2 protein-coding genes are annotated in these 2,558 nt (G+C 63.3%); one reads left to right on the forward strand and one right to left on the reverse strand.

The annotated features are described in order from the left end of the window. Positions 1 to 123 precede the first annotated feature (123 nt). Complete coding sequence (locus tag ACLP25_RS11810; RefSeq protein ID WP_442469391.1) at positions 124 to 363, forward strand: hypothetical protein; 240 nt, start codon at positions 124 to 126, stop codon at positions 361 to 363. 181 nt (positions 364 to 544) lie between these two features. On the opposite strand, the gene ACLP25_RS11815 is transcribed toward ACLP25_RS11810, so the two are convergent. After that, a complete protein-coding gene (locus ACLP25_RS11815; RefSeq protein WP_442469392.1) occupies positions 545 to 2,347 on the reverse strand; it encodes a phospholipase D-like domain-containing protein in 1,803 nt (600 codons plus the stop codon). Between the last annotated feature and the right edge of the window lie 211 nt (positions 2,348 to 2,558).

The raw sequence follows: 2,558 nt of genomic DNA on the forward strand, positions 1-2,558 counted from the left end.
AAGAAATCGGAGAGGCCGAGGACCGTCTTGGCTTGCCACGGTCGTCTCCAAGCGAGCCGTGGCGAGACCGACTCGATCGGATCGGCGTGAAGCCGGTACCCTTCAAGAAGGAGGCTGATTGCAATGAGTGAGAAGAAGTTCGACGCCGAGGCATTGGCCCGCAAGCCTTTTGGCGAACAAGCGCGCAATCTGGCCGACGCGACCAAAAAGGCGATCAGGGACGGGACCTCATTGCTGGACCTGATAATGCCGAACGGTAAGCCCATGCGCGACTGCACCGGCCACGAGATGGGAGAGTTTGGCCAGATGCTCTTGCGGGAGAGCGAGCGCAAAAAGAAGGAGGAAGCGGCCACCAAGAAGTGAGAGCACGAGCGCGACTGCTCCAAATGGCCGCCGGGGAAACTCGGCGGCCAGTTCGTTTAGCGCGGCCCGACGCGGAAGGAGATAACGGTCCGATCGCGTCCGCTGATGTCCGCCAAATTAACGTACGTAGAGTCGCGCACCGGCAATCGGTTCGATCACAAAGTTAAACAATTTCAATGACTTATGCAATCACTCGGCGGAGATCCATCCGCCGCACGTCCGAGATCGGCCGTGGCGGCGCGCGGCGGTTCGGGCCTGGCGCGCGGCTTGCGCGGGGCGTCGGCGCGCGCTTCGAGTTCCTCGGCCCCGTCGACAGGAAGTGCCAGGCCTTTTCGTCCTGGGCGCCGAGCCAATAGCGCCAAGCGTAGTGATCGTAGACATCGAGGCAATGGGCTGCGTAGGCCTCTGCGACCGCGCGATGGTTGCGGATGATCGCCATGTTTTCGTCGTTGTTGTAGGACGCGCGGTAGCCCAGGTTGTGGCTGCCGGTGATCACGACGCAGGTATCCGAGAACGGATCGACGACGACGATCTTGTCGTGAATGACGGCGTGTCCCGCCTGATTGAGTTCCGCCTCCCACTGCCCAAAGGCGTCGCTCTTGGTCACGCCGCGGGTGTGAATGACGCGATAGTCCTCAGGAACAGGCGGATCGCCCTTTTGATGTTTGTGCGGCGGAGCGTCGCCGTCGCTGCTGATCGCCGTCTTGAACTGGCCCGCCGAGTCGGCCGCAGTGACGGCGCCGCGCACGAACAGGGCAGGGTTGGCCTTCTGCGCGTCTGCGATCGCGTCGACGATGCTCGGATTTCCCGGCTCGAAGGCGAGAAAGACGATCGCCTGGCGCGCCTTGGCGATGATGTCAAAGACTTCGGCGAGATCCGGCGGCGTATCCTCGTCCTTGCCGACTTTGCTCGAGCGCGCGTGCTCCGTGTTGGGGGAGAACCACAAATCCACTTCGCCACTGCCGTCCTCGAGCGGGATCGGGTCGAGCTTTTTGGCGTTTTCCTCCCGGAATTCGGCCGATTGCAGCGCCTTTCCGCCTTCGCCCGGAGGATCGGTGTCCCCCTTCAGGCGGTTCCAGTAGTCGAGATAGGCGGCTGCAAGCGCGGGAGAGCGGGCGACGACGGCGTTGTTCGTCTGGCCGCAGAGCGCGTGCGAGGTCCAGTTGGTCGAGCCGAACAGGACCGCCTGCGGGCCGTTGTCGACGAGCACCTGGAACTTGTTGTGGCCAATGTGGCCGCTCGGCATGAAGCGGTCGACCACGTCGAGGCCGGCCTGCCGGATCTCGTCGCGCTCGGCGGCATAAGTGTCTTTGGTTTTCTCCTCGCCCTTGCCGCCGCTCGGCATGTTCGACAGGACGACATGCGCGCGGGCCCCGAGCTTCTTCAGGTGATCGATCGCTTCCGGGTCCTCGAATTCGTAAAGGGCGCAGTATGTGTCTCCGCCATCGCTCGCGGCTTCGTCGGAGAGCGTGGTCAGGGCTTCGATCAACTGCCCCATGAGGTCGTCGCGCAGCGGATCGCCGATCTTGTCGATGTGCTCTTCGAGGGTTTCTGGCGTCTTGCCGCCGTCTTCGTCGAGCTTGTGCGCAGTCGCCTGGGTGGCGAGGATGCCGCGATTGAAGTAGACGGAGAGCGTCCCGTAATGGGGGCTGAGCTGGATCGTGTTGCTGATCGCCGGGCCATAGGTCATCGGCTGGAGATTGCCGGGCGTTCCGCCCATCGGCACGATCTTATAGCGGTAGGTCCCGCCCCGCTTGGCGTAGAGGTCTTTCCAATAGAACTTCTGGACCGGGTCGTCCGCCGTGGTCCGGCCGGGCTTCGTGGCGTCCTGATCGGGAAACGTCGCCATCGCGGGCAGGCAGGTTTCCGTGCCCGCCCGAACGTCGATCCGGTAGATTGCAAATCCCAGACATCCCGGCACCTTTCCGCCAAAAGTCCAGGCGACGACGGCAATATCATTGTTTGCGAATGCAACCGCTTTCATCATCGCCTCCCGGGCAGCGCCAGGTGAAATGCGCCTCGACCCACACGCCTAGCACGCGACGCGCGAAACGAACGTGACAGGCGTCAGGCTATGAAAGCGAAAAAAAGAGCGATCGCCCTACCCCGCCCCCTCGGCCGTCTTCGCCCGCTCGGCCCGCTTGCGGTCGTTGGGGCCGAGCAGGGCCTTGCGCAGGCGGATCGACTTCGGCGTC

It is taken from the genome of Roseiarcus sp. (assembly GCF_052145395.1).
Taxonomy (GTDB): domain Bacteria; phylum Pseudomonadota; class Alphaproteobacteria; order Rhizobiales; family Beijerinckiaceae; genus Roseiarcus.

Coding starts and splice junctions, on each gene's coding strand:
- ACLP25_RS11810 (WP_442469391.1), top strand. CDS start 124: ATGAGTGAGAAGAAGTTCGACGCCGAGGCATTGGCCCGCAAGCCTTTT.
- ACLP25_RS11815 (WP_442469392.1), bottom strand. CDS start 2,347: ATGAAAGCGGTTGCATTCGCAAACAATGATATTGCCGTCGTCGCCTGG.